Annotated in this window: 14 protein-coding genes and 3 pseudogenes; 10 read left to right on the forward strand and 7 right to left on the reverse strand. The window is 71.0% G+C overall.

What is annotated here, in order from left to right; genetic code table 11:
- Positions 1 to 426 precede the first annotated feature (426 nt).
- The 5 genes from ACGFZP_RS19670 to ACGFZP_RS19690 all read left to right on the forward strand — a co-directional run bounded on the left by ACGFZP_RS19670 (position 427) and on the right by ACGFZP_RS19690 (position 11,000).
- The gene (locus ACGFZP_RS19670; RefSeq protein ID WP_392934381.1) at positions 427 to 7,605 is read left to right on the forward strand and encodes a polymorphic toxin type 30 domain-containing protein; all 7,179 of its coding nucleotides are present in this window, start codon (positions 427 to 429) and stop codon (positions 7,603 to 7,605) included.
- On the forward strand, positions 7,575 to 7,937 hold the full coding sequence (locus ACGFZP_RS19675; RefSeq protein ID WP_392934382.1) for a hypothetical protein: 363 nt from the start codon (positions 7,575 to 7,577) through the stop codon (positions 7,935 to 7,937). Before ACGFZP_RS19670 ends, ACGFZP_RS19675 begins: the two co-directional genes overlap by 31 nt.
- Positions 7,938 to 8,168: 231 nt before the next feature.
- Complete coding sequence (locus tag ACGFZP_RS19680; protein WP_392934385.1) at positions 8,169 to 8,960, forward strand: SDR family NAD(P)-dependent oxidoreductase; 792 nt, start codon at positions 8,169 to 8,171, stop codon at positions 8,958 to 8,960.
- Positions 8,957 to 10,024, forward strand: coding sequence for an S-adenosylmethionine:tRNA ribosyltransferase-isomerase (locus ACGFZP_RS19685; protein ID WP_392934387.1), 1,068 nt, complete (start codon positions 8,957 to 8,959; stop codon positions 10,022 to 10,024). The genes ACGFZP_RS19680 and ACGFZP_RS19685 overlap by 4 nt, the downstream gene beginning before the upstream one ends.
- 166 nt (positions 10,025 to 10,190) lie before the next feature.
- Complete coding sequence (locus ACGFZP_RS19690) at positions 10,191 to 11,000, forward strand: arylamine N-acetyltransferase (RefSeq protein WP_392934390.1); 810 nt, start codon at positions 10,191 to 10,193, stop codon at positions 10,998 to 11,000.
- A 34-nt stretch (positions 11,001 to 11,034) separates the two neighbouring features.
- Here ACGFZP_RS19690 and ACGFZP_RS19695 read toward each other — a convergent pair whose 3' ends face one another.
- Entirely contained in the window at positions 11,035 to 11,478 is a 444-nt protein-coding gene (locus ACGFZP_RS19695; RefSeq protein ID WP_392934392.1) for a nuclear transport factor 2 family protein, read from the reverse strand.
- 260 nt (positions 11,479 to 11,738) lie between these two features.
- Between ACGFZP_RS19695 and ACGFZP_RS19700 the strand changes: the two genes are divergently transcribed.
- Positions 11,739 to 12,464 (forward strand): SDR family oxidoreductase, encoded by a 726-nt coding sequence (locus ACGFZP_RS19700; protein WP_392934395.1) that lies wholly within the window; start codon positions 11,739 to 11,741, stop codon positions 12,462 to 12,464.
- Positions 12,465 to 12,475: 11 nt separating this feature from the next.
- Here ACGFZP_RS19700 and ACGFZP_RS19705 read toward each other — a convergent pair whose 3' ends face one another.
- Positions 12,476 to 12,865, reverse strand: coding sequence for a hypothetical protein (locus tag ACGFZP_RS19705; protein WP_392934397.1), 390 nt, complete (start codon positions 12,863 to 12,865; stop codon positions 12,476 to 12,478).
- Between the two features lie 154 nt (positions 12,866 to 13,019).
- Here ACGFZP_RS19705 and ACGFZP_RS19710 point away from each other — a divergent pair, with 154 nt between their 5' ends.
- Positions 13,020 to 13,958 (forward strand): MerR family transcriptional regulator, encoded by a 939-nt coding sequence (locus ACGFZP_RS19710; protein WP_392934399.1) that lies wholly within the window; start codon positions 13,020 to 13,022, stop codon positions 13,956 to 13,958.
- Here ACGFZP_RS19710 and ACGFZP_RS19715 read toward each other — a convergent pair.
- Both ACGFZP_RS19715 and ACGFZP_RS19720 read right to left on the reverse strand, forming a co-directional pair.
- Positions 13,924 to 14,418 carry a hypothetical protein gene (locus ACGFZP_RS19715; RefSeq protein WP_392934401.1) on the reverse strand — a complete coding sequence of 165 codons (495 nt, stop codon included), beginning with the start codon at positions 14,416 to 14,418 and terminating at the stop codon, positions 13,924 to 13,926. The two genes, ACGFZP_RS19710 and ACGFZP_RS19715, sit on opposite strands and share 35 nt — an antisense overlap.
- Positions 14,415 to 14,618: pseudogene (locus tag ACGFZP_RS19720) on the reverse strand (IS5/IS1182 family transposase); the annotation flags it as partial. The gene ACGFZP_RS19715 and the pseudogene ACGFZP_RS19720, both read right to left, overlap by 4 nt.
- Before the next feature lie 131 nt (positions 14,619 to 14,749).
- Here ACGFZP_RS19720 and ACGFZP_RS19725 point away from each other — a divergent pair.
- The gene (locus ACGFZP_RS19725; protein ID WP_392934404.1) at positions 14,750 to 15,946 is read left to right on the forward strand and encodes an alpha/beta hydrolase family protein; all 1,197 of its coding nucleotides are present in this window, start codon (positions 14,750 to 14,752) and stop codon (positions 15,944 to 15,946) included.
- Here ACGFZP_RS19725 and ACGFZP_RS19730 read toward each other — a convergent pair.
- The 3 genes and pseudogenes from ACGFZP_RS19730 to ACGFZP_RS19740 form a co-directional block, all read right to left on the reverse strand.
- Positions 15,943 to 16,164, reverse strand: a pseudogene (locus ACGFZP_RS19730) (IS630 family transposase); the annotation flags it as partial. The gene ACGFZP_RS19725 and the pseudogene ACGFZP_RS19730 sit on opposite strands and share 4 nt — an antisense overlap.
- Before the next feature lie 147 nt (positions 16,165 to 16,311).
- Positions 16,312 to 19,995, reverse strand: coding sequence for a SpoIIE family protein phosphatase (locus ACGFZP_RS19735; protein WP_392934405.1), 3,684 nt, complete (start codon positions 19,993 to 19,995; stop codon positions 16,312 to 16,314).
- A 486-nt stretch (positions 19,996 to 20,481) separates the two neighbouring features.
- Positions 20,482 to 20,865 (reverse strand): annotated as a pseudogene (locus ACGFZP_RS19740) (transposase); the annotation flags it as partial.
- Between the two features lie 1,174 nt (positions 20,866 to 22,039).
- On the opposite strand from ACGFZP_RS19740, the gene ACGFZP_RS19745 reads away from it, so the two are divergent.
- Positions 22,040 to 22,678 (forward strand): hypothetical protein, encoded by a 639-nt coding sequence (locus ACGFZP_RS19745; RefSeq protein WP_392934407.1) that lies wholly within the window; start codon positions 22,040 to 22,042, stop codon positions 22,676 to 22,678.
- Entirely contained in the window at positions 22,665 to 24,407 is a 1,743-nt protein-coding gene (locus ACGFZP_RS19750; protein ID WP_392934409.1) for a GH3 auxin-responsive promoter family protein, read from the forward strand. The genes ACGFZP_RS19745 and ACGFZP_RS19750 overlap by 14 nt, the downstream gene beginning before the upstream one ends.
- The last annotated feature ends 36 nt before the right edge of the window (positions 24,408 to 24,443 follow it).

Consider the following 24,443-nt stretch of genomic DNA (forward strand, 5'->3'; position numbering starts at 1 on the left):
AAGGTATAAACCAATTCCGGTTTGCCCGATTCGTGGTGGCAGGCCGGGGCCGACGGTCAATAAGGTCCGTGCGCGATTGATGTGCACGGAGGGGGCGCGCCCACTACTGAGGCGGCGTCACACCGCTTGACGGAGGGGACAGTAGTGGAGCTTCGGCATGCCCTGGGGCGGGCCAGGAGGGCGAGGCGGCGCGGCCGCTGGTCTCCCGGCCTGGCCGCCCTGCTCGCGTTGACCTTGACCGGCGTGGTGGTGCCACCGAGTGTGGCCTGGGCGGCACCGGAGCCGGAGGACCTGGTCTGGTCCCCTTCGCAGACACCGCTGGGCGCTGACACACCGTCGGTTCCCGGCCGTGACCACCTGCCAGGCGGCAAGGGCGGCAAGGACGGTGGGAAGACGGCGCCGCGTCCGGAGTCCTGGACGCCCGTCGTGGCGCCCCCGGTGGTGCCCGGCAAGGCCACCGTGCTGCTGGGCGCCGACGGGCCGGCGGCCAAGGCCGCCCGCGCGGCGACCGGTGGGGCCTCCCCGGCCTCGGGCGGGGCCACGGCGAGCCGGGCGGGCACGCTGCCGGTCCTGCTGGCACCCGCCGCCGGTGACGCGGCCTCCGCGCGCTCGGCGTCCGCGGCCTCGGCGCCCGCAGGCTCGGCGCCCGCCGCCGATGGGGCATCCGCCACCGCGGCGCCGCCCGCCACCTCGGTGGCCGTCGAGGTGACGGACACCGCCAAGGGCCGGGCCGCCGGCGCGGGCAGCGCCCTGGTCGCGCTGACCGACACCGACCCCGCGCCGTCCGCCGAAGGGCGACGCACCCGGGTCACCCTGGACCTGAAGGGCCTCCAGGCGGCCGGCTGGGCGGACCGGGCGCGGCTCGTGGCGCTGCCCGCCTGTGCGCTGACCACGCCCGAGCGGGACGTGTGCCGCACCAGGACCCCGGTGGAGTCCACCGTGGAGGCGGGCGGCAGGCTCTCCGCCGACGTGCTCCTCCCGCCCGCCGACACCGCGAAGTCCGCGAAGGAGCCGGCCGCGAAGGCCGCACCGGGCACGGACGCCGCTCCGGCCGCGCAGAGCAGCCCGGCGGCCCCGATGGTCCTGGCCGCCGAGTCGACCGCGTCGGGCGGCGGCGGCAGCTACGCGGCGACGCCGCTGGCACCGTCGATGGACTGGAGCGCCGGCTCGAACGTCGGCAGCTTCACCTACAACTACACCGTCCAGACCCCGCCCACCCTGGGCGGCCTGGCGCCGTCCGTGGTGCTCGGCTACAACTCCTCGGCCGTCGACGGCCGGACCTCCGCCACCAACTCCCAGTCCTCCTGGATCGGTGACGGCTGGTCGTACGAGCCCGGCTTCATCGAGCGCTCCTACCGCACCTGCGACAAGGCCGGCGACAAGGGCATCAAGGACTCGGGCGACCGCTGCTGGGGCGGGCAGAACGCGACGCTGTCGCTGGCCGGCCGCTCCGGCACGCTCGTCCGCGACGACACCACCGGCGCCTGGCACCTGCAGAGCGACGACGGGTCCAAGGTCGAGCAGCTCACCGGCGCCCCGCGCGGGGCCGGCGAGCGGGAGTACCGGGACACCGAGTACTGGCGGATCACCACCCCGGACGGCACCGAGTACTACTTCGGCAGCAACCACCTGCCCGGAGGCGACGGCACCGACCCGGCGGCCCAGTCCGTGCTGACCAGCCCGGTCTACTCGCCGAACGCGGGCGACCCCTGCTACAGCGCGTCCACCGGCAAGGGCTCCTGGTGCCAGATGGCGTGGCGCTGGCAGCTCGACCACGTGGTCGACACGCACAAGAACCTGATCACCTACCGCTACGCGCCGGAGACCAACCACTACAGCCGCGGCGGCGGGCAGAACAACGGCAACGGCGCCCTCAGCCCCTACGAGCGGGCCGTCACCCTGACGCAGATCGGCTACAACCAGCGCTACGACGAGCAGAAGGCCGCGAAGGGCGCGCTCACCCCGGGCGCCCTGGTGCGGTTCGACGCCACCGCCGAGCGCTGCAACCCCGGCGGGGCCGTCACCTGCGCCGAGAGCGAGCGCACCACCGCCAACGCGGACGCCTGGCCGGACGTGCCGGTCGACCAGCTCTGCGCCTCCTCGGGCACCTGCACCAACTACGCGCCGAGCTTCTTCTCCACCAAGCGGCTCACCTCCATCAGCACCGAGGTGACGACCGCCTCCGGTCCGGTCACCGTGGACAGTTGGGCCCTCGGCCAGTCCCTGGTGGACCCGGATGACGGCACCAAGCGGACGCTGTGGCTGGACTCCATCACGCGGACCGGAACCAACGGCCACCCCGAGGCGAAGCTCCCGGCCGTCACGTTCGCCTACAAGATGATCGCGAACCGGGTGGACGGCCTGGTGCCGCCCTCACCGATGTTCATGCGCCCACGCGTCCGGGAGATCACCACCGAGACCGGCGGCCGGATCAACGTCCGCTACACCGACGCCGAGTGCTCGCGCGTCAACAACACCATGCCGGCCTCGGCCGACGGCAACACCAGGGCCTGCATGCCGGTCAACTGGTACCCGCCGGGCCGGATCCCGATTCCCGGCCAGACCGAGGTCCAACCGGTCCACGACTGGTTCAACAAGCCGCTGGTCCAGACGGTCACCGAGCAGGACCTGGTCACCAGCCCGTCGACCACCCGGACCACCGAGTACACCTACCACGGTCCCGCCGCCTGGCACCGCGACGACGCCGAGTTCACCGACCCCAAGGCCCGCACCTGGGACTACTTCCGCGGCTACGAGGCGGTCACCACCACGACCGGCAGCGCCGCCCCGGGCGAGGCCCCGAAGACCCAGAGGAAGGTCACCTACCTGCGGGGCATGGACGGCGACTACCTCGCCAACGGCACCACCCGCAGCGTCGACGTCGCCAGCCCGCTCGGCGGCACCGTCAAGGACAGCGACTGGCTGGCCGGCACGGTCGTCGCCACCGAGGTCCTCGACCAGGCGGGCGGCGCCGTGGTGTCCGTCGCCGGCAGCGTCCGCTCCGGCCAGCAGAACACCGCGACCCAGACCCAGAGCGCGGGCGCGCCGAAGATCTACGCCCGCTACCCGGACTCCCAGGTCACCGACATCAGCAGGGCCAAACTGGCGAACGGCACCTGGAACACCACCACGTCGGTCACCACCACCGACCCGGCGCACGGCAACCGGGTGCTGACCACCACCGACAAGGGCGACGGCACCGCCGCCACCCCGGAGCTGTGCACCACCATCGAGTACGCGGCCTCCGACAACCCGGTGCTGATGATCCTGCCGGCCGGCCGGACCACCGTGCAGGGCCCGTGCGGCACCACGGCGACCGCCGCGAACACCGTCGGCGGCAGCCGTACGCTGTACGACGGACGGCCGTTCAAGCAGGCCGGCACGATCGGTGACGCCACCGGCGTCCAGGTGCTCGACCACTACGACGGCGCCGGGAAGCCGGTCTACACCCACGGCGGCAGCACCACCTACGACGCCTACGGCCGCACCGTCACCACCGCCACCTCGAACGGGTCGTCGTACGACGCCAACGGCGCGCAGCTGAGCGGCGCGACGCTCACCCCCGCCGTCACCGGCACCACCCGCAGCCCGGCCACCGGCCTGTTCCCGACCACCGTCACCACCACCGGCCCGCTGGGCGCCGACTGGACGGCCGTGGTCAACCAGGAGCCCGGCCGCGGACTGGCGCTCGACGAGACCGACGCCAACCAGCGGACCACCACGCAGGAGTACGACGGCCTCGGCCGTCGGACCGCCGTGTGGAGCGCCGGCCGCGACCTCGCCGAGCTGCCCAACCAGCGGTTCAGCTACGCCGTCAACGGCACCTCGGGCCCCTCGGTGATCACCAGCGAGTGGCTCCAGCGCAGCGGCGGCACCTACTCGGGCCGACGTGAGCTCTTCGACGGCCTCGGCCGCACCCGGCAGGTCCAGCAGACCAGCGACGCCCGGGCCACCGGCCGGCTGATCACCGACACCGTGTACGACTCGCACGGCTGGGTGATCAAGACCTCGGCGCCCTACTACGAGGCCACCACCGCGCCCAGCACCGCGCTGTACCTCCCGCAGGACTCGCAGGTGCCGGCGCAGACCTGGACCTCGTACGACGGCCTCGGCCGCCCGGTGCGCGCCGAGTTCCGCTCCAACGCCAACCTGCAGTGGGCCACCACCACCGCCTACCGCGGCGCCGACCGCGTCGACGTGACCCCGCCGGAGGGCGGCGCGCCGACCACCACGATCACCGACGCCCGCGGCCGCACCGTCGCCGCCTGGCAGTACCGCACCGCGACGCCGACCGGCAACCCGGCCGACGCCGACATCAGCACCTACACCTACACCGCGCTCGGCCAGCCGGCCACGCACAAGGACTCCGCCGGGAACACCTGGAGCTACACCTACGACCTGCTCGGGCGGCAGACCTCGATCACCGACCCGGACGCCGGCACCTCCAGGACGTTCTACGACGCCAACGCACGGGTCGACCACACCGTCGACGCCAAGGGCAACACGCTCGCCTACACCTACGACCTGATCGGCCGGAAGACCGGTCAGTACAACGGCAGCGTCGCCCCGGCGAACCAGCTCGGCTCCTGGACGTACGACACGCTCGCCAAGGGCAAGCCCACCTCGTCCACCCGCTACGTCGGCGGCGCGGACGGCGCGGCCTACGTCAACGCCGTCACCGGCTACGACGTCGGCTACCGGCCGACCGGCACGGCGGTGACCATCCCCTCCGCCGAGGGCGCGCTGGCCGGCATCTACGAGACGGCGGCCACCTACGATCCCGTCCTCGGACTGGTGGACACCCTCACGCTGCCGGCCGCCGGCGGGCTCCCGTCGGAGACCATCGGCTACACCTACAACGACACCGGGCTGCTGGTCTCCAGCAAGAGCCTCAAGAAGTCCGTGGTGGCCGAGGTGATCTACGACGCCGCCGCCCGGCCGGTGCGCACCACCGTCGGCCCGTACGGTCGCCAGGTGGCCTCCACCCAGCAGTACGACTGGGCCACCGGACGGGTCGTCAACTCCTTCGTCGACCGGCAGAACGGCACCGTCTCGGCCGACCAGACCACCTACACCTACACCGCCTCCGGCCGCCTCACCTCGGTGACCGACCTGCAGGACGCCCGTGACCGGGACCTGCAGTGCTTCACCTACGACGCGCTCGGCCGGCTGACCAACGCCTGGACCGACACCGGCGCCACCCACACCACCGCGGACTGGACGGACTCCTCCGGCGTCACCCACGGCACCGGCAGCTCCACCAACGTCCCCGGTGTGGGCGGCTGCGACAACGCCACCGGCCCGGCGGCCGTCAACCCGGGCGGGCGCACCGTCGGCGGCCCGGCGCCGTACTGGAACACCTACAGCTACGACGCCACCGGCAACCGCACCGGCCTGGTCCAGCACGACATCTCCGGCAACAGCCTCAACGACACCACCACGACCCAGACCTTCGGAGCCACCGGCACCCGCAACACCCCGACCAGCGCCCCCAACACCGGTGGCGGCACCGGCGGCCCGCACGCGCTGCTGAACTCCACCAGCACGGGCCCGGCGGGCACCAAGACCACCCGCTACCAGTACGACGCGGCGGGCAACACCACCGCGATCACCGACACCTCCGGTACCACCAGCCTGGCCTGGAGCGCCGAGGGCAAGCCGACCACGATCGGCAGGACCGGGACCACCGGCGACACCACGTACGTCTACGACGCCGACGGCAACCAGCTGGTCCGGCACAGCCCCGGCAAGACCACCCTCGTGGTCGGCAGCGACGAGCTCACCCTGGACACGGCCACCGGGGCCACCACCAACACCCGTTCCCTCGCCGGCGGCGGCGGGCTGACCTTCACCCGCGTCACCGCCCCGGTCGGCGGCGGCACCGTGGTGATCCAGGCCGCCGACCCGCACGGGACCAACGGCGTCCAGATCGGCATCGACGCCGCGATGACCGTCACCCGACGGGCCACCGACCCCTTCGGCAACCCGCGCGGCACCCAGCCCGCGGCCTCCGCCTGGGCCGGCACCAAGGGCTTCGTCGGCGGCCTCACGGACGAGACCACCGGCCTCACCAGCCTCGGGGCACGGCAGTACGACCCCGCCACCGGCCGCTTCATCAGCCCCGACCCCATCCTCGACCCGGCGAACCCGCTCCAGTGGAACGCCTACGCCTACAGCTACAACGACCCGGTCAACACCAGCGACCCCAGCGGCCTCTACGGCAGCTGGTGCGCCACCCAGGCCTGCGCCGAGCAGACCCAGGCCGAGGAGGACAAGAAGGCCGCCGGCAACGGCGGAAGCGGCGGGACCGGCGTGACCACCGGCACCGGTGGGGACGGGGGCGGTGGCGGCAGCGGCTCGGGCCCGGCCCCGGTGGCCGCCTCGACCCAGCGGGTCTATGTGGCCATCACGATGACCGTCGCCGTGCAGGACGACGGCTCCGGTCTGGCCCGGAAGCTCCAGAAGGCCTACGAGGCCGAGGTCAAGAAGGTCCCGTACCCCGAGTACATGACGGTGAAGGACGAGAACTCCGCCCTCGCCGCCGCGTGCAAGGCCATCGGCCCGGCCTGCACGCGCGAAGTCCAGGAGATGATCGAGCACATCGCCATCATCAACGGCTTCGGTGGCAACGGGCAGGATGCTCCCATGGAGCGGGCCAGCATGCTGGTCAACTCCTGTGCCTTCCACAGCTCCTGCGGAAGCGGCAACAACGCCACCTTCGTCACGGACGACGAAGGGACATTCGGCGACAAGAACAACTCCGGTCCGGGCGCCTACGACATCGACTACGGTGGCGGCTGGCGGATGGTGTGTCACAGCTTCCCTGCTGGGACACTGGTGTTGATGGCGGATGGCACCCTGGTGCCGATCGAGCAGGTCCAGACGGGGGACCAGGTCCTGTCCGCCGACCCCCACCAGGGACTTACCAGTCCCGAGCCCGTCACCGATGTGATCGTCACGGACGACGACAAGGAGTTCACCGACCTCTCCATCGGCTCGTCCGGCACGAAGCCCGCCACCCTCACGACGACCGCGCGCCATCCGTTCTGGAACGCCGCTACCCAGCGATGGGAGGAGGCCCGCAACCTTCGGGCCGGCGATCTGCTCCAGAGCTCGGACGGGAGCTCCGCCACGCTGACCGCAGTCGACCAGCGTGTCGGCGAGGGGCGCACCTACGACCTCACAGTCTCGAACCTCCACACGTACTACGTGCTCGCAGACATCACGCCGGTCCTCGTTCATAACTGCGAGGGATACGACCTGAGGGGAAAGGACCCGCTGAGCATCGTCCCCGACAATGCGAGCGTGCGAGAACTGAAGCCGCACCCGGACGGCGGATCGCAGTACGGCATTGAGTTCAAGTGGCAGAACGAGGAGGGCAAGACTGTCCGTCTTCGGATCCATGGTCCGGACGGCACGGCCCCCGCAGGATCAAACTCCGCGACGGGGGAGACGTACAGAGTGCAGATTGGAAATCAGTACCAGGACGAGGCGGGGACCCTTTACCATCGTCAGGTGCATAACGACAAGAGTCCACACTACAATTCGGGTGCGGCAAATGATACGCACATTCCATGGCCCAAGAGGTTTCCGGGGTTGCGATGACTGTCAGTTTTGAGAGCGTGCTTGAGTTGGTGAGGCGAATCGTCTCGGAGTCTCCTGGCGAGCGGGAGGCTGGTGCTGAGAACGCGAGCGACTGGTCGCGTCTGTTTTCTCAGGAAGAGGCGGATTCGGTTGTTCGGATGCTCGCGGTCTCGGCTTCGGTTGAGCGGCACGGGCGGGTTCGCGAGGCTCAGCTCCATGCGATCCTTGAAATCTCCGACTCGGTCGCAGTGGGAAATGATTTGCTCTATCCGCTGCGGCTGCTCAAGTCCGAGATGCTGGATGCGGAACAGTTGGATTATCTCAGTCAGCTTGGCATCCAATTGGAAGATTGACCTGAGGATCGCATTGTTGCCATAGCGGATTCGAATTCTTGAATCCATGAGAACCTCGGCGTCCTCGCTCCTGGCTTGCCAGGAGTGAGGACGCCGAGGTTCTCGACGGCAATACGTTGACGGCGAAGTCGATCAGCAGCGCCCACGCCGAAGGACTACGCCGAAGGAACGACCCGGTCACCGGACCGGCGGCCGATCCACTCCGGACCCCTGCGGAGCGATCGTGGTGCCATGAACGCACCGCAGAACGCCGACAGCTCCACCCGGTCCACCGCTCCCTCCGCTCCCGCCGCCCCGGTCGCGCTGGTCACCGGGGCCTCGCGCGGCCTCGGGCGCGCCCTCGCGCAGGCGCTCGCCGAGGCTGGCTGGCAGCTGGTCGTCACCGCCCGCAACGAGCGTGAACTCTCCGTCGCCGAGGCCGAACTGGCCGCCGTCACCAAGGTCGTCGCACTGGCCGGGTCGGTCGTCGACGACGCCCACCGCGCCCAGCTCGCCGAGGCCGCCGCGGGCCTGGGCGGGGCAAGCCTGCTGGTCAACAACGCCGGGACGCTCAACGGCTCGGACGGTCAGGGTGCGCCGCTGCCCCGGCTCGCCGACGTCCCGCTGCCCGACCTGCTGGAGACCTTCGAGGTCAACGCCCTCGCGCCGATCGCGCTGACCCAGCTCGTCCTGCCCCAACTGCGGGCGCACGCCGGGGCCGTCCTCAACATCAGCTCCGACGCGGCCGTCGAGGCCTACGTCGGGTGGGGCGGCTACGGCGCGAGCAAGGCGGCGCTGGACCAGGCCTCCGCCGTACTGGCCCGGGAGGAGCCGGAGTTGAAGGTCTGGGCGGTCGACCCCGGCACCATGCGGACCAGGATGTACCAGGACGCCTACCCGAGCGAGGACATCTCCGGCGAACTGCCGCCCGAGGCCGTGGCACCCGCACTGCTCGGCCTGCTGCAGGGCGCCGCCTCCGGCCGCTACCGCGCCGCCGACCTGCCGGCCGAGGCGGGCTTGGCGGCCGCCCGGGAGGACCGGTGACCGCACGCACGGATCCCGGGATCGACCTCGTCGTCCCGCCCGAACTCTCCGCCCGCGCACCGGCGGAGGCCCGCGGGACGGCCCGGGACGGCGTACGGATGCTGGTCGGCCGCCGGAGCGGGACGGCCGTCGAGCACCACCGCTTCACCGACCTGCCCGAGGTGCTGCGCCCGGGGGACCTGCTGGTGGTCAACAACTCGGCGACCCTGCCCGCCGCGCTGTCCGGCCGGCTGCCCGACGGCACCCCGGTCGCGCTGCACCTCTCCTCCGCCCAGCCGGACCAGCGCGGCGCCTTCCTGGTGGAGTTGCGCCGGGTCGCCCCCGGTGAGGCCGCCGCCTACTATCCACCCGCCGAGTCGCCGGCCCGCCCGGGGCTGCGGGTGGCGCTGCCCGGCGGTGCGTCGGCCGAGCTGACCGAACCGTTCACACCCCGGCTCTGGCGCGCCCGACTGGACCTTCCCGTACCGCTGTTGCGCTACCTGGGCCGCCACGGGCGGGCGATCCGGTACGGCTACGTGGACCGGGACTGGCCGATCGAGGCCTACCAGACGGTCTTCGCCACCGTCCCCGGCAGCAGTGAAATGCCCAGCGCCGCCCGGCCGTTCAGCGCCGAGGTGGTGGCCCGGCTGGCTGGTCGGGGGGTGCTGGTCGCGCCGGTCACGCTGCACACCGGCGTGGCCTCGCCGGAGGCGCACGAGGCGCCGTACGCGGAACGGTTCCACGTGCCGGCCGCCACCGCCCGGCTGGTCGGGCACGTCCGGGCCGGCGGCGGGCGGGTGATCGCGGTCGGGACGACCGTCGTCCGGGCCCTGGAGTCGGCGGGCGGCCTTGGGGGAGAGGTCCAGGAGGCGGACGGCTGGACGGAGTTGGTCATCACGCCCGAGCGCGGTGTGCGGGTGGTGGACGGCCTGCTCACCGGCTGGCACGAGCCGCAGGCCTCGCACCTGCTGATGCTCGCCGCCGTCGCCGGCCGCCCACTGCTGCGGCGCTGCTACGCGGAGGCCGTCCAGCAGCGGTACCTGTGGCACGAGTTCGGCGATGTGAACCTGCTGCTGCCGAACTGATGCCGCCCATCGAGCCGCCGACGAGCCGCCCGGGCTGACCGGACCGACCAGGCCGACCAGGCCGACCGGTCCTAGCTGGTCCTAGCAGGTCCTAGGTCGCGCGGTCCATCGCGGTCAGGCCCACGGGTGGAGGTCAACGGCCCTGCACGGTTCGTAGGGTGGCCGTATGACCGTTGATCTGGAGAAGTACTTCGCACGCATCGGATGGGACGGCGAGCCCGAGCCCACCCTCGCCACCCTCCGTTCCCTGCACCGCGCGCACGTCCTCGGCATCCCGTTCGAGAACGTCGACGTGGTCGTCGGCTCGGTCCCGTCACTGGACCTCGCCGACCTGCAGGCCAAGCTCGTCGAAGGCTCCCGAGGCGGTTACTGCTTCGAGCAGAACACCCTGTTCGCCGCGGTACTGGAACAGTTGGGCTTCGAGGTCACCCGGCTCACCGGCCGCGTCCTGGTCGGCGCACGCCCGGGGGAGATCCGTCCGCGGACCCATATGGTGCTGGCCGTCCGGGTGCCCGGGGAGTCCGGCCGCCACCTCGCGGACGTCGGTTTCGGTGGGCGCGGCGCGCTGCTGGAGCCCCTCCCGATGGTTCCCGACCAGGTCCGGGACGGCGCGGGGCGCCACCACCGCCTCCTGGTCGAGGAGCCGGACGGTCCCGCGCCCGTCTGGGTGCTCCAGGCGGAGACGGACGGTGTCTGGGACGGCCAGGTCGCCTTCACCCTGGACCGGGTGCCCACCCCGGACATCGGGGTCGCCAACTGGCACGTGGCGACGTACCCGCGCTCGCCCTTCAAGCGGCTGTACATCCAGTACACCAAGGGTGCCGGCCACCTGAGGCTCGACGGTATGACCTTCACCCGTACCGCTGCCGACGGCACTACCGCGGTCCGGGAGCTCGAAAGCCCGGACGAGGTGGTCGAGTTGCTGGAGGGCGAGTTCGGGATCGTCCCGCCGCCCGGCCTCCGGGCGAGCCTCTGACGGCGGTCGGCGCCTGCCTGCTGCCTCAGCTTGCCTAGGCAGCAGGGGTCGCCGGGTCCGCCGGGTCCGCCGGGGCCGCGAACAGCGTCTGCGCCGCGTGCTGGGTGTCCAGGTACTCGCGCACCGAGGTGATCAGCCCGTTCTCTACGGTGAAGATGCCCAGGGCCTGGTTGTCGTAGCTCGACCCGTTCGCGGCGGTGCCCTTGGCGCTCCACTCGGCGACCACCTGGTTGCCGTCCGCGAGAAGGCCGGTGAGCGCCACCGCGGGGGCGCCGCCGGGGGCGAACAGGGTGCCGACCGAACCGAGGAAGTCCCGGACGATGGCGTCCCGGCCGCGCCACTGCCGCGACAGCGGCAGGTTGCCCGGGTACGTCCAGGTGGCGTCCTCGGCGAAGGAGGACACGACGGTGTCGAGGTCGCCCTCGGCGACGGCGGTGACGTAGCGCTCCACGACGGTCCGGGGGTCGAGCTGGTCCACGGTGACTCCTGTGCTGGCGGATCGGGATCGGGATCGGGCCGGTTGCCCGGGACCAAGCCAACCCCGGGCCGCCCGAGCGGTCCAACAACCGCGCGGGAGCGCCGACAACCGCCAGTTGTCGGCCGAGGTCGCAACCCGGTCAGATCGACCGTCCCCGCCTTCCGCCGTCCGGCTGTGCCGCCGTCCCCGGATGCGTCCCGGGCCGCCATCGGTGGGTCCATATGCCATATTTCGGACAGGCTCCCGACGAAAGGCATGTCATGAAGTTCGCAGTCATCGGCGGTACCGGGCTGATCGGGTCACAGGTCGTCAGGAACCTGAACGCCGCCGGGCACGAGGCGGTGCCGCACTCGCAGTCCACCGGAGTCGACGTCATCAGCGGCCAGGGACTGGACGAGGCGGTGGCGGGGGCCGACGTCGTCGTCAACCTGACGAACTCCCCGACCTTCGACGAAGCCTCCCTCGCCTTCTTCCGGACCTCGATGACCACCCTTCTGGCCGCGGCCCAGAAGGGTGGCGTCGGCCACTTCGTCATCCTCTCGATCGTCGGCGTGGACCAGGTCCCGGAGCTGGACTACTACCGCGCCAAGGCGCTCCAGGAGGACATCCTCGCTGCCGGGCCGATCGCCTACTCGATCGTCCGGGCGACGCAGTTCATGGAGTTCATGGACGCCGTCCTGTCCTGGACCGCCGACGGCGACACCGTCCGGTTGCCCGCCACGCCGATCCAGCCGATCGCCTCCAAGGACGTGGCCGCCGCGGTGGCGGAAGTCGCGGCGGGCGCCCCGCTGGGTGGCATCCGCAACATCGCCGGCCCCGAGGTCTTCCCCCTGGACGAGCTGGGCCGGATCACCCTGTCCCACAAGGGCGACAGCCGTACCGTCGTCACCGACCGCACCGCCGGCATGTTCGCCGCCGTCAGGGGCGACGTCCTCACCGACAAGGACGCCCATCTCGCCCCCACCCGCTACACGGACTGGCTCTAGTGCTGGATTCCTCAAAGGCGGTACACAAATCGCCGTCGGCATTGGCGGGTTGGTGGGAGCGGTCCGCCCCAGATCCAGGGCTTGGCACGTGCGTTGAGCTGGGTGGTTGCGAGGCGGGTGGCCTGGTCGATCTCGTCGGGGCCGACGAAGGACTGGCCGGCGAGGGCGGCCTTGATGATCAGGTCGCCGAGCTTCTCGCCGCGGGCGATGGCCTCCTCGGATTCGACTTCGTCGCGGAACCCGGAGCTGGAGTTACCGGCGTAGCCCTCGAACATCTGCACTCGCAGGTGCCGGTACTGCAGCGCGCCGGCGATGACGCCGCCGGGGCGGCGGGCGATGAACCAGGCCAGCGTCCGCCTCCTGTCCGCAGAGGCCGTGTGCAGATGGTCCCGTGTTGTCATCGAGCTGGTGGTGCCCGGAAGACGCGTTCGCTGCCTTTGAATTACGTGGTGTTGCATTCCGAAGGCATTGACGTGACTCAAATCACTCTCTTGCGATGGCCCTTGGGTTCCGTGGGCTTGAGTCTCCAGTAGGGGGAGGCGAGAGGGTGTGGGAATGGACGGCGACACGCTCTACTCGATCGGTGATCTGGCCCGGCGGACCGGGCTGACGGTCAAGGCCATTCGGTTCTACTCCGACTGCGGGATCGTGCCGCCGACTGACCGTAGCCCGGCTGGCTACCGCCTCTACGGCATCGAAGCTGTTGCACGCTTGGACCTCGTGCGGACGCTGCGTGACCTGGGACTGGACCTGCCCACGATCCGAAAGGTCGTGGACCGGGAGATCTCGCTTCCCGAGGTCGCCGCAGCGCACGCCGAAGCGCTGGCGGTGCAGATCAGCACCCTGCGCCTGCGGCGCGCGGTGCTGACGGCGGTTGCCAAGCGCGGGTCCACCCCTGAGGAGATGGATCTCATGCACAAGCTGGCCAAGCTCTCCGAGGACGAACGCCGACGTCTGATCGGCGATTTCCTCGACACTGCCTTCGGCGGCCTGGACGCCAATCCCGAATTCGTGGGGATCATGCGGTCGATGACCCCCGAGTTGCCCGACAGCCCCGAGGCCGAGCAGGTCGAGGCGTGGGTGGAGTTGGCCGAGCTGTCCCAGGATCCGGATTTCCGCGCCGGCATGCGGCGCATGGCTGGCCATTATGTGGCCGATCGTGCTCAGGATGGCACCGCGGGCCTGCGCCGCGATCCTGCCGCAGCGGTCCGCGACCACGTCGGCCCGGCCCTGGTAGCCGGCATCGACCCGGCCTCGCACCAGGCCGATCCGGTCGTCGCGGCGGTCATGGCTCAGTACGCGCACGTTCTGCACAGCCCCGACGACGTCGATCTTCGGCGTCGGCTGTTGACCCGGCTGGAGACCGTGAACGACCCTCGCCGGGAGCGGTACCTTCAGTTGCTCGCAGTGATCAACGGCTGGTCTGCCCCGGAAAGCCTGGCACGGGAGCTCGGCTGGTTCATCCGGGCCTTGCGAGCCCGGATACCGGGGTAGCGGGCCGGTCGCGACGGAAAGGTATGCCCTCCGCGAGCCGATCGACAGGTACTGAGTGGACGTTAAGTCCGTTCTGGTAGCGGCCTCGTCCGGGTTGGGTGAGGAGGCCTTGGCGAGTGAGGCGTCCGAGGCGGCTGCGGGTGATGTTGACGGACGCCTCGTCGGTGGGCATGCCGAGGAGTTCGTGCAGCTCGCCTGCCCGGAATGCCTGGTCGGGGTGCTGGTTGAAGGCGTTCACGATGGCCTGGTAGGTGGTGTTCGTCTCGGGTGGTTCGGATTCGGTTCCTGCCGGCGTGACCTCCGCGATGATCTTTCGGGTGGTGGCCAGGTCCGTGAGCCGCGCTTCGGTCTCGGTCAGGTCGGTGGCGAGCTCTTCGATCCGGGCGCGTGGTTCCGCGGCCCGGGCGGTGGCCTCGTCCTGCCGGGTCTGGAGGTCTGCCAGGAGTTCGGCGACGTTCACGCGGCCAGTCCGAGGGTGTCGCGCCAGGCCGGGGCCGGTGTGGTGAGGCGGCGGGTCATGTTCGCGGTGGAGGCCCAGTAGACGCGTGAGGCGGAGTTGTCGGGCCGGTGGTCGTACTCGCGGGCGAGGCGCCGATGCAGCATCAAGGTGCCGTTCGTCTGCTCCACCACCCACCGTTTCGGCTACGGGACGAAGCCCTGAAGGTGGCGCTCGACGATGCCGACGAAGGGAACCTCGCGCCGCTGGGGATCTCAGGGTGTAGCCAGCACCACCCTCAAGGCGGAAGCCCGCATGATCGAGCGTCAGGGCGGGGCCGGGCAGGATCGTGCCCGTGAACACCACCTCGAACCGCAAGCGCCGTATCAGCACTGTCGCAATCCTGGGTCTCGCCGCATCAGTGGCCGCGACCGGCACCGGACTCGCCGCCACGACCCCGCCGTCCACCGTGCACGCGACCGCCGCCACAGCTGCCGCCGCGCCCCCGCGGTCCTTCCAGGGCACGCTCCCCGTGCCGACCGGCCCCTACGCCGCCGGCGAGGACGTCATCCACCTCACCGACGCGAGTCGTCCCGACCCGTGGGTGCCGTCATCGGGCCCCCGCCAACTGACCGTCACGATGGTCTACCCGGCCGTCCCCGGGACCGGGACTCCGGCCCCTTATATGACCCTCGCCGAGGCAGCCGGATCCCTCCAGCACCGGAAGACACCGGCGAGCTCCGGCGTCACCCCACAGAACCTTTCCAGCGTCACCACTCACGCCTTCGACGGCGCGCGGCCGCAACGCGGCAAGCATCCGCTGGTGGTCCTCTCACCCGGGTACGAGGACCCGCGCATGGTGCTCACCTCGCTCGCGACCGACCTGGCGAGTCACGGCTACATCGTCGCGCTCGTCGGCCACACATACGAGGACAGCGGCGAGACGCTGGCGAACGGCCAGACGCCGCCGTGCGCGATCTGCGATGACCCGGCGCGGCTCGACTTCGACTCCGTCGCCGCCAGCCGCGCGCTGGACGTGTCGTTCGTGATCGACCAGTTGACGCACGGCAATACCGCGTGGCGCCTGGCACACCTCATCGACAAGCACAAGATCGGAATGGCCGGACACTCCCTCGGCGGAGCGGCGGCCGCCGCCACGATGATCGCCGACTCGCGAGTACGGGCCGGAGTGAACATGGACGGCTCCTTCCACCCGGCCCCGATGCCCGGCCAGATCAACCGGCCGTTCCTCATGCTGGGTGCGGCCGCCGACCACCACTCGGCCGGCGGCGAGTGGGAGCAGACCTGGGCCGCCCTCGGCGGCTACAAGAAGTGGCTGACGGTCACCGACGCCGACCACTTCAGCTTCACCGACCTGGACCTGCTCCTGGAGGAGGCCGGGTTCCCGTCGCCGCCCCTCTCCCCGGAACGCGGGGTGGTGATCACCCGCGAGTACGTGACGGCGTTCTTCGACCAGACGCTGAAGGGGATCCACAGTCCGCTGCTGGACGGCCCCTCGCCGAACAATCCGGAAGTACTCTTCCAGTACTAGTGTCCTGCGCCGGAGATCCGTCGGCAGAATCGGGCGAGTGAGTCGAGGATCTCGTCGGCGGTCTTGCTCCAGGTGAACGGTGTGGGGTCCTCGTTCCAGCGCTTGACCCAGGTGCGGATGTCGCGTTCGAGGGCCTGGACGTTCCGGTGGGATCCGCGGCGGATCATCTGGTCGGTGAGGAAGCCGAACCAGCGCTCGACCTGGTTGATCCACGAGGACTCCCTTGCCGCACCGACGATCGACGGCACATCGGGGCCGTCGCAGGCCAGCACGATCCGCGCCCGCAGAGCCGGCGCCTGGGCGGACGTCGCTCCGCGGGCCCACCGCGTGAGCGCCGCACGCTCCTCGTCCGACAGCAGCAACGGCTAGTGGTCGGTGTGGATCCCCGGCGGCAGTTCCAGCTCGAACCAGACCACCTTCCCGTCCCGGGTGCGGCGGCTGCCCCAGCGGTGGGCCAGTTCGTTGACGAGGTGCATGCCGCGCCCGCCCTCGTCCTCCTCCCGGGCGCGCCGCATCCGGGGTGCCTCGCTCTCCTGGTCGGCGACCTCGATGGTGAGCACCCGGTTGCAGAACAGCCGCAGCTGGGTGGGGGATCCGGCGTGTACCAGGGCGTTGGTGATCAGCTCGCTGGTGAGCAGCTCGGCCCAGTCGGCGAGCGAGCCGAGCCCCCAGGCGGCGAGCGTCTCGCGGGTGAACCGGCGTGAGTGCGCGACCATGGAGTGGTCGCCGGTCAGCGGCAGGGTGGCGATCCGGTCGGTGCCGACCGGCTGGACCTGCGCCAGGATGATCGCGATGTCGTCCTCGCTGGTGCGGCCGGTGAGTTCGGCAAGCACCGCGTCGCAGGTCTGCTCCAGCGAGCCGCGGCGGTCGGCGATCGTCCGGCAGAGCAGTCGCAGGCCCTCGTCCAGGTCGCGGCCCCGCCGTTCGACCAGGCCGTCGGTGTAGAGCGCCAGGATGCCCTCCTCGGGGAGGGTGAACTCGACGCTCTCGAAGGGCACTCCGCCGACGCCCAGCGGCGCCCCGGGCGGCATCTCGACCAGTTCGGCCCGTCCCTCGGTGTCGGCCAGTACCGGCGGCAGATGGCCGGCGCAGGCGGCCGTGCAGAGCCGGTCCACCGGGTCGTACACGGCGCAGACGCAGGTGGCGAACTGGCCCTCGCCGATCGCCGTCGTCGCCTCGTCCAACCGGTGCAGCACCCGGGTCGGGTCCAGGTCGAGGGTTATCAACGTCCTTGCCACCGTGCGGAGCTGGCCCATGGTGGCGGCCGCCCGGATGCCGTGCCCCATGACGTCCCCGACCACCAGGGCGACCCGTCCGGAGGACAGCGGCACCACGTCGAACCAGTCGCCGCCGACCTCGCTCACCACACTGCTCGGCAGGTAGCGGTAGGCGATCTCCAACCCCGGTGTGCGGTGGATGTCCTGGGGGAGCAGGCTGCGTTGGAGCATCAGCGCGGTGTCCCGCTCGCGCCGGTAGAGCCGGCCGTTGTCCATCGCGAGGGCGGTCCGGGCGGCGAACTCCTCGGCCAGCGCCCGGTCCGCCGGGCCGAACGGCAGCGGATTGCGGATCCGGATGAACTCCGCGCCGCCCAGCACCACGCCACGCGCCAGCAGCGGCACCATCAGATAGGAGTGCACCCCGGCGTCCAGGCCCGGCTGCACCCGGTCCGGCGAGGCCACGATCCGACGCAGCGCCGCCTCGTCCACCTCGGACACCAGGATCGACCGCCCGGTCCGCAGGCTCTCCGCGTACACCTGCGCGGACATCGAGGTCTCGCCGATCTGGTCCGCCGCCGAGGACATCGTCCCCTCCGGTCCCAACTCGCCGACGGCCACCGCCCGCATCAGCACCGAGCCGTCGTCCGGGACCGGTCCCGGCTCCTCGCCGCTGAGTACCGCGTCGCGCAGGTCGACGGTGACGAAGTCGGCGAAGCGCGGGATCACCACCTCCACCAACTCCTGGGCGGTGCGGTGCAGATCGAGCGTGGTGCCGATCCGGGTGCTGGCCTCGTTGAGCAGTGACAGCCGCTGCTGGGCCGCCCAGGCCTCGTCCAGGGCGCGCTGGCGGGCCTCCGCCGCGTCGCGCTCGCGGGTGAAGAGCAGTGCGTTGTCGATCGACACGGCCGCCCGGACCGCCAACTCCCCGGCCAGCGCCAGGTCCTCGTCCTCGTAGGGGCGTTCCACCACCGTCCGGTAGAAGCCCGCGACGCCGACGGGTGCACCGCGGGCGATCAGCGGCACCACCATGAAGGACCGGACGTTCTGCTTCCGAACGGCCGACTGCCGCACCGGGTCGTCGGCGAACCAGGCCATGCCGGCCTCGTCCATCCGGGGCACCAGCACGGGGGCCCGGTTCGCCAGGCTCCAGGCGTACGGGGATCCGGGCTGGAACCGGTGCACTCCGCCGGTCCGGGCGATCGGCTCCAGCGTGGAGCCCTGCGCCGAGTGGAACGCCATCCGCCGCAGTACCGCCGAACCGTCCTTCTGCACCCGGGCCTCGCGCTCGCCGCGCACCAGGTCGTCGAGCACCTCGACCACCACGGTGTCGGCCAGTCTCGGCGTCGCGACCTCCGCCAACTCCATGGCGGTCTGGGCGAGATCGAGTGTGGTGCCGATCCGGGTGGATGCCACGTTGACCAGCGCCAGCCGCTCCTGTGCGGCCTTCGCCTCGCGCAGCGCCTGCTGGCGGGCGAGCACGGTCTGGTGCTGGCGCAGGTAGAGCCGGGCGTTGTCGATCGCGACCGCGGCACGCGAGGCCAACTCGTCGCCGAGGGTGATGTCCGCCGCGACGAAGGACTCCCGCTCGCCGCGCCGGGAGTACACCACCATGCCCAGCGTGGTGCCGCGGGCCACCAGCGGGGTGATCCGCACCGAGCGCGGGCGGTCGCCGAGGTAGGCCTGGCGGCGACTCTCCGTGATCCCCTTGCTCAGCAGCGGCAGCTCCCAGGACGGCACCACCACCGTTCGGCCGCTCGCCATCGCGCGGGCGTAGGGCGAGTCCGGCGCCACCTCGTACACCGCCTCGACGGGTAGCGCGTCCGCCGGGTACAGCGGGTCGTCGGTGGCCAGCGCGAGGCGGCGCACCAGCTGGGGGACGGCCGGGTCCAGCGGCTCCACGTTGCGGCCCGAGACCAGCACCTCCAGCGCGAACACTCCGCTGATGTCGGCGACCCTGGGCACCATCGCGTCGGCCAGTTCGCGCGCGGTCTGCCGCAGGTCGAGCGTGGTGCCGATGGAGGTGGTGGCGTCGACGAGCAGGGACAGCCGCTCCTGCGCCCGGGCGGCGCGGGCGTCCGCGCGGAAGCGTTCGGTGATGTCGATGAGGGTCGAGCTGACGCCGAGGACCTCGCCGCCGGGCTCCTCCAGCCGGAAGTAGGAGGCGGACCAGGCGTGGTCGTGCTCCGGATCGTTCGGGGTGCGGCCGTGCGAGCGGGCGTCGATGACCGGCTCGCCGCTCTCCAGTACCTGCCGCATCACCGCCTCGCTCTCCTCGCCGTTGATCCCCGGGAGCAACTCGCTGAGGGTGTGGCCCAGATGCTCCTCGACGCTGAGGCCGTTGACCCGGGCGAGGGCCTCGTTCAGCCGGACGAAGGCGAGCCGGGAGTCGAACACCGCCATGCCGACCGGCGACTGGGTGAAGAACCCGTCCAGGACGGCGAGGTCCGCCTGGATCCGGCGCAGTGTGGTGACGTCCGATGCGACGGCCAGCACCAGCGGGCTGCCGCCGGGACCGGAGATCGGGTGGGTGCGGAACTCCAGGTTCACATGGTGGCCGTCCCGGTGCCGGACCGGGAAGACGCCGGACCAGCCGCGGCCGTCCAGGATCCCCTGGAACAGCTCCAGGATCTCCGGCCGCTGGCTGTCCGTGGCCAGCAGCTGTGCGGCCCGGGCGCCGATCGCCTCCTTGGCGGAGAAGCCGAGCAGGGCCTCCGCGTCACTGCTCCAGTGCAGGATGCGACCGTCGGCCTCGATCAGCGCGGTCGCGATCGGCACCATCAACAGGGCGTCCTGGTGCTGCCCCCGACCGGTACCTCGCTGCTCGTTCACCATAGCCAGAGAACCGCCCGGAGATCGTTCCCACCAGCCCTGCCATCTTCCCACGCTGCCCCGGCGAACCGCTCTCCGTGCCGGCCCCGCCCCTCCGGAAGGGCCCGCCCCAGCAGCACCCCACCTCGCCCCCAGCCCACCCGCTGCCCGTTACCCCCGCTCGCCATTTGTCGCCCGGCCCCCGCTACCTGTCGACCGCTGTCTGCCGTCCGACTTCCGGTGACCTGCCACCCCCTTCCGCCTCTCCCGCCTCCCGCTTTCCCCCTCCCGCCCAACCAGCTCCCCATGGCGGCGAGGCGTGCCCTCTGCCTCGCCGCCACCCGGCACACCTCCCGCGCCGGACATGACCGCCACACCCTCGCCCGCCCGGGAGTGGCCGTTGAGGGCGGCCTGGACCGAATATGCAGACCGGTCTACTGACTTATCCGCCCTGGGAGCACAAAATATGTAGACCGATCTCTATATTAATTGCCTACGTGCACAAATTCACTAGACCGGTCTACATAATCCCCCGCCGCACCAAACCGCTCCGGAGTGGGAAGTCGGACCTGCCGACTTCCCACTCCGGAACTCCACAGGATGTTGCGGCGGGCCCAGATGGGGTCGGGGACTGCGGCGGAGGTGCAGGCCGCAAAGGGTGCCGGCGAGTTCGTCGGGCATCTCCAGGGCCAGTTGCCATTCGGTCGGCGGCGTCCGTTCTCGGGGATCCGGCAGGCCGCCCGCCGCCTGGGGTTCGTCCCACGACTCGGGGGGGGGGGGGGGGGGCAGTCGCCAGCGCATCGGGCAGGAGACGGTGCCGGGGAGCGCGCGGACACTGACGCCGACCGTGCCCAGGGTGTCCGAGTACTGTCTGGCCACCCCTGGCAACGCTGGGCCGGACCTGGCAGTCGCTGGAGTGGTCGATCAGGCTCTGGAGTATCGGCCCTTCGTGCTGTGAGGAGGGCATCGGGCTCGCAGCCGGACAACCACGGCTGCGACGGTGATGGTGTCGAGGAAGTCGGATCCCCTCCCGCGCGACCTCCACCAGCCGACCGGCATGTCTTTTGATGCGGCGAGCGCAGGCGGCGGGTCCGTGCGCGCGGATGGTGGTGGAGTCCATCGCCACGTCCCCATCGATCCCACCTGCCGTGCCTGCCAACGCCTTTTCCCTGCAGGGAAGTCCATAAGCCGAAGCCGACATCCCATCCCAACGGAGTACCACTGTGGGATGGAGGTCAAACCACTCTCGCCAATTGCCCTATCGGACGTACTGGCCGGGGACGCCTGACCGATTCGCGGACCGCATCCGCGGGCCCGCCCGGCGAGTATCGGTGAGTCCCGGCGAGTCCCGTCGAGGTTCGTACGAGGGCAGGGCGGCCTGCCCAATCGGGCAGTGTCGACGTATGTCACCCGATCCCTGAAAGTGCGTCATTGACACCAAAGTTGGTCTAGTCCACTGTGGTGATTCAGGTCACCCGCAAAAGTCCGGCGGAGCCCCGCGACCCGGGGACGACACCGCTCGATGCTCGGTGACCCAATCAACTCGACTGTCTCACTGCGGCTTTGAGCGCGTCAGGCGGCATTGCCATGCCCTGGCCCTCGGGCGGGCAGATGGATCTGACGATCGATTGGAGACACTGCATGCGCAAGACCTGTCCGGCCCTTCCGGCCGGCCGGGCCCGTCCGCGACCGATCGTGCGGAAGGGTGCATTCCACCTCCGCCGGCCCCCGCTGTGGATCCTCGACACCGCAGGCGGCGTGGTCCGTGGTGGCGCGAAAGGTTGATCAGAGTCGCCATTCAGGGCGTCAGCGTGCAATCAACTGGCAACTGATGTAGCGGATCTGGCGACCACGCGGAGAATCAACCCAGTATGCAAGGAGTCCGCCTCGCCCTGCCTGCCATCTCCGGTGACACCCTGGGGGGGGGATTGCCCATTCCTCAAAGCATCCGGGCGTCGGTCGATCCGATAGCCGAAATCGGCAGCCGCAGTGCCATGTGGCGTTCGTTCAGATTGGCAGGTCACCGGATGCGCGGTGCAACCAATCCCCCACAAAGGAATGATGGTCAATGCCCGAACCCTGTCCCGCCTTCTGCGTTCTGCTGGGCCCCGACTACGCGGGGAAGTCCTCGGCGATGTCCCTGCTGCAGGGTGCCGAATCGCCGTGGCGGACGGTCTCCGTGGATGACGACTACCTTGCGCCGGAGCACGCGCTGCTCACCCAACTGCGGCGGAACGTGGTCCAGGAGGTCGCCGGACGGGCCGGCGCATGGTCCCCGGACTTCCTCGCCACCATGCTGCAGACCGCAGTGGTGCACCTGCGCGACCAACTGGGCGACGACCCGGCCACCCCTGCCGTCGTCGACTCCTACTACTACAAGTTCCTGGCCAAGTGCCGCCTGGCCGGTGCCCACGACAGCGTGTTGCTCTCCTGGTGGCGTTCCTTCCCCCAGCCCCGCCGGGTGGTCTACCTCGACGTGGCGCCCGACAGCGCCTGGCGCCGCAGCGGCGAGGGTGCGGACCTCAACTGCCTTGAGTACTACGGCGATCACCCGACCTGGGACGGCTTCAGCCGATACCAGACCGATCTCGCCAAGACGATGCACGACGAGATCGCCCACCTCCCGGTGACGGTGATCGAGGCGCAGGAGCGGCCCGAACAGACCGCGGCGGCGATACGAAAGGTGCTCGCGAATGAATTCGGCTGAAGCCTGGACGGATCAGGACCGGCTGCGCCGCTACCGCGAGCGCGTCTTCCAGGAGCGCGACCGGCTGCGCTCCGCCCTCGCGGACGCCGATGGGCACCGGCAGCGCGTCCTGACGGACCTGCTGGAGTTCAACGCCGGTACACAGTACGGAAAGCAGCACGGCTTCGGCAGCATCCGCACCCTGGCGGACTTCCGCAGGGCGGTCCCGGTCCAGGACTACTCGGTGCTGGGGCCGTGGATCGAACGGGCGGCCGCCGGAGAGCACAACGTCCTGACCGCCGACCAGCCGGCCGTGTACTTCACCAGCAGCGGCAGCACCGGGGCGCACAAGAAGATCCCCGTCACCCCGCGCTTCATGCGCACCACGTTCTTCCCGTTCTACTACGCGGCCTGGGCGCCGCTGATCGAGCACTTCCCGGAGGTCCTCGACCGGCCGGACGCGGTCCTCAACCTCAAGCACGACCCGCTGTCGGCCCCGCCCACCACCGGCTCCGGTCGGCCCCATGTCGGCGCCAGCCAGGTCGACTTCGGGGAGAGGTTCGGCGAGTCGCTGTCCGCCGAACCGGGGACGGGCGCGCCCTGGGCGGCCCTGCCCGTCCACGTCGATGCCGACGCACACCTGGAGAAGATGTACCTGCGGCTGCGGCTGGCCGTGGAGAGCGACGTGCGCTGCGTGATCGGGATCAACCCCGCCATGATCGCCGCCGTGCCGTACCAGCTGAACCTCTGGTGGTCGAGGATCGTCAAGGAGGTGGCCGACGGCACCCTCGGCGGCCTGCCCCACGGCGACCCCAACCCGGGGCGCGCCGCCGAGCTCGAACGGATCGCGGCCCGGCACGGGTCCGTGCGGCCCGCCCACATCTGGCCGAACATGCGCGCGCTGTTCTGTTGGACCACCGGTCTCGCCGCCCTCTACCTGCCGCGACTGCGCGAGGAGTTCGGTGCGGGAGTGACCGTCCTGCCCGCACCGGTCGCCGCCTCCGAGGGGCCCACCGGCGTCGCGCTCGACCGGCACGGGAGCGCGGGAAGCCTGGTGGTGACCGCCGCCGTCCACGAGTTCGCCGACGCCGAGGACGACCTCCGCCCGGACACCGAGACCCTGGGGTTCGAGGAACTCGAAGCGGGCCGCGACTACCACGTCGTCTTCAGCCATGTCGGCGGGCTCTACCGGTACGCCGTCGGTGACGTGGTCCGGGTCGTCGACCGCGTGGGCGGCGTACCCCGGGTCGAGTACACCGGCCGCAACACCCGCTCCGACGCGGCGGGGGAACGGCTGCGGGACGGCCAGGTCATCCGCGCCCTGGCCGCCGCCCTGAGCGGCACCGGCCTGGAACTGCGCAATGTGGCCTGCCACGTGCAGACCGGCCCGGCCGCAACGGACACGGCAGCGGCAACGGCCGCGCCGGCCACGACGGCCGAAGCGACCGAACCGGCGTCTCCCGCCTACGAGTTCGCCGTGGCCCCGCGCACCCCGTGGAGTGCGGACGAGAGCAGTGCCTTCACCCGTCTCCTCGACGAGGCCCTGGGCCGCGAGTCGGCCGGCTACCGCACGGCCCGCGCCGACCGCCGGCTCGGCGCCCCCTCCCTGCTGCGCCTGGCCCCGGACGCCTTCCTGCACGACTGGCAGCGGACCGTCGGAACCGGCATCCGGCCCACCCAGGTCAAGGACCGGCTGTTCCGGCAGGACCCCGATCAGTGGACCCGCCTGCTCCGGACCGAGAACAGCTGACCGGAGCGCCGATCCCGCCTGCTCCGAACCGAGAAC

The sequence above is a fragment of the Kitasatospora sp. NPDC048239 genome (assembly GCF_043202015.1).
Lineage (GTDB): Bacteria > Actinomycetota > Actinomycetes > Streptomycetales > Streptomycetaceae > Kitasatospora.